General features: G+C 63.5%; 2 protein-coding genes and 2 pseudogenes. 2 read left to right on the forward strand and 2 right to left on the reverse strand.

Annotation, left to right across the window (positions count from 1 at the left end; genetic code table 11):
• Positions 1-273, reverse strand: a pseudogene (locus QOI01_RS15170) (alpha/beta hydrolase); the annotation flags it as partial.
• A 271-nt stretch (positions 274-544) separates the two neighbouring features.
• On the reverse strand, positions 545-1,705 hold the full coding sequence (locus QOI01_RS15175; RefSeq protein ID WP_526382254.1) for an MFS transporter: 1,161 nt from the start codon (positions 1,703-1,705) through the stop codon (positions 545-547).
• Positions 1,706-1,872: 167 nt separating this feature from the next.
• Here QOI01_RS15175 and QOI01_RS15180 point away from each other — a divergent pair, with 167 nt between their 5' ends.
• Both QOI01_RS15180 and QOI01_RS15185 read left to right on the forward strand, forming a co-directional pair.
• Positions 1,873-2,403 carry a TetR/AcrR family transcriptional regulator gene (locus QOI01_RS15180; RefSeq protein ID WP_526382256.1) on the forward strand — a complete coding sequence of 177 codons (531 nt, stop codon included), beginning with the start codon at positions 1,873-1,875 and terminating at the stop codon, positions 2,401-2,403.
• Positions 2,404-2,601: 198 nt separating this feature from the next.
• Positions 2,602-2,871 (forward strand): annotated as a pseudogene (locus QOI01_RS15185) (pyridoxamine 5'-phosphate oxidase family protein); the annotation flags it as partial.
• Positions 2,872-3,230: the final 359 nt, after the last annotated feature.

The raw sequence follows: 3,230 nt of genomic DNA on the forward strand, positions 1-3,230 counted from the left end.
CTTGGCCCACCGTTGATCCTGAAGGTTTCGGGGCCGGTCACCGTGTCCGGGCGCGTCGATGGCGGCGACGGTGAACCCATGGGTGGTCACGCCGTGGAGTGCACTGGCTACCAGTCCCGGCGCCTTCTTGTGCATGCCGCCGGAGTGCCCCAACAGCAGCAGCGGTGCGCCGACGGTTCCGGATGTGGGCGACCAGAGCACGCCGGTGATCTCATCCAGAATGAAATTGCGTTCGATGACACCGTTCGACGATGTCTCAGAGGTGAATTGCATGGTGTTGCCTTTCGGGATTGCCTTGTTCGGGCCGCCGACCGACCGGTTGTCGAGACGCTGGCCTGCCGATTGGAACGCTGATGCACCACGCCGATTGCACGCTTCAGCAGACGAACTTGCCTCGCAACCTTGCAGGAACGCGCCGGTCCATCAGGCCACAGCCATCCCGGCAATCAGTGCCTCTCCCCTGCCCCATCTCGACCGACGCGCTGCTGTGTATCGGGAGAAATGCGGCGGACGCGGACCGGCGGGCGTCCAGAGTCAGATCCGATCAGGTAGACAACTTCGGTAGCGGTCGGGTCGGCCTCATGATCACCGGGCTTAGGGCCGCCACGGCGGCGAGCACCGTGGCCGTGACGAAGGGTCCGGCGCCGCCGAACGCGTCTTGGGCGAAGCCGGCCAAGGCGGTGCCGATGGCCGCACCTACCAAGGATGCGGTGTTCAGCCAGCCAAACGCCTCGGCCGCGGCGTGTGGTTCGACTGCCCGGGATGCCGCCAGATAGAGGGTCGACATGGCCGGGGCGAAACCAAATCCTGCGAAGAAGAGTGCCATCATCTGAAAGGTCCGATCTGGTGCCAGACCTGTGCAAGCGGTGCCGATTGCCACTATGGCCAGTGTGGCAACGAGTCCATGGGTGGAGAGTCTGCGATGGCCCAGGGTGAGTCCGCCGACCAGCGACCCAAAGCCGGATATCGCCAACGCCACACCGGCCAGACCCTTCTGCTCCCCGTAGTCGGCGACCACGCCGACTTCCAGCGCCATGAATGATGCAACCAGAGTGAGGCTGGCGGTCATCGCCAGAATCACAGCACGCGCGGTCAGTGCTTTGCCCACCGATGACGTGCTCCGTTCGATGCGCAGCGCCCGCATTGGTGGGTTGAGCAACAGCCACGCTGTGCCGGCGACGGTGATCACCGAACACAGTGCCAAGGGCATCACCGTCGAGACCGCTGAGGTAAGGGATGTCGCAATGACGGGCCCGGCGATCCAGATCAGCTCTTGGGCAGTGGTGTCGAGAGCAAATAGTGTATGTAGCGCATCGGCTGGCACCATTTGTGGGTACAACGCTCGGACCACAGGCATGATCGGCGGAATAGACGCTCCGACAAGAAGTCCCAAGAAAAAAAGTACCAGGTTCGGCACCACGAAGGCCACCGCTAGCGTGGCGGCGGCGTTGATGCCGGCTGTCGTCAGCAGGGTTTTCGTGATGCCGAAGGCCCCAGCGAGTCGGGCGGTCAGCGGCATGGCGATCGCCTCGCCCACGCTAACGCAGGCAACTACGCTGCCGGCCAGTGCGTAGGAACCCGATTCGCTCTGCACATGGAGCAGAATTGCCAACGAGAGCACGCCTAGGGGTAGGCGCGCAAACAACTGCGCTGAGGTGACTCCCAGTACACCAGGCGAACGAACCAGATCGGCATACCCCCGCACGAGAAACCTCTCCGTGAAAATCGGTCGTCAACACTTGACCTGGATTTATATACCGTCCAGACGGTATAGTAACTCACGGATATGGCAGCGGGCGAGTCGCCCGGCAACGGCGGATTGCAGCGTTGTTCAACGGTACTCGTGCTCCCCGCGGTCGGTAAGCTCCGAAGATGGTTCAGGTACGTGACCGAATCCTCGACGCGTTTGCAGAGCTACTCTCGGTTGAAGGAGAACGTCACGCCACGCTCGAAGCTGTGGCCCGCCTGGCCGGGGTGTCGAAAGGTGGCTTGCTGTACCACTTTCCGTCAAAGGACCGCCTCGTTGACGGTCTGTGCGACCGGCTGCGGGAGTTCGCCGCCCAAGACGTGCAACGGATGCGCGCTGCTCCCGATGGTCCCGCGCGCTACTACATTCAGACGTCCTATTACGCGGGCACGCCGATGGATCGAGCGCTGGTGGCAGTCGCGCGACTGCAACAGGCAGGCTTCGCGGCAGCACGATCAACGGCCGAATCGGTCTCCAACGCCTGGCTCCAGGCGCTGGTTGAGGGGATCGGCGACCTCGATGCCGCTCGCGCAGTAAAGCTCGCTGGCGACGGGCTGTATTACAACGCATTGTTCGGCGCTTTGGGAGGACACCAACAAGCCCCCCCGGACGAGGGCTTGTTGGGAGTCATAGACCGAATCACCCGTGGCGACTGAAGGCTCGTCGTCTCAGCGTATGCCTTGTCCAACAGCCGTTTTCGATCTGGTCATGGCGCAGGTGAACAAGCGTGGGATCTCATGGGTTCAGCGTCCGAAGCGCCGGCGGTAGTACCAGCGCCAGCGAGTGCCGACCAGACGCACGTGCTGCGGGAATAGCTACGCGGCGCGGCCGTGTTGGCCCGAACATGACGGCCTTCAGCGACGTCCTCCCGGAAGGCGCGACTGATCCAGCGGGCCGGCACGGTGACACGCGTCGTTCAGCGCGAGGAGCCTCCCTATCAGTACGTGATCGTGGAGGGGATCGTCGTGGACGTCGCCAGCCCGACGCCGCTGGAGGTGCGGAATGCCATCGCGATCCGCTGTCTGGGCGAAGAAGGCGGCCGCGCATTCGTAGCGGGCATGGGCGACACCGCCAGCGTGTTGTTCACGGTTCGTCCCGACCGTTGGATCACTGCGGATTACTCGGCGACGACTAGAGCCCCTGCGGCATGGCTGACGACGCCACAGCGGTGCGATGCGCTATCAGCGCAACCTGCACGACCGGTGCTTCAATTCGTGGCCTCTCCCGAATTGCGTTGCCAGCGGATCCGACCAGCCGTCTGAGATCAATGACCGCTTGTTGGGCGCCACACGAGGCGGTCAGGTGCCTCCGGCGACACGCGGCCGAAACAAGCGACCGCTACGTTGGATACAAACGCGCGTCGAGAGGAGCCGGCCATGAGCACGCAAGCACGTGCGACCTACCGCACGATGGCCGAGGGCACCGCGGAAGACTATGCCCTCATCAATCGCGCAGAAGAGGCAAATAACGCCGGACTGGTACC

This window comes from Mycobacterium sp., from assembly GCF_032162605.1.
In the GTDB taxonomy this organism is placed as follows: Bacteria; Actinomycetota; Actinomycetes; order Mycobacteriales; family Mycobacteriaceae; genus Mycobacterium.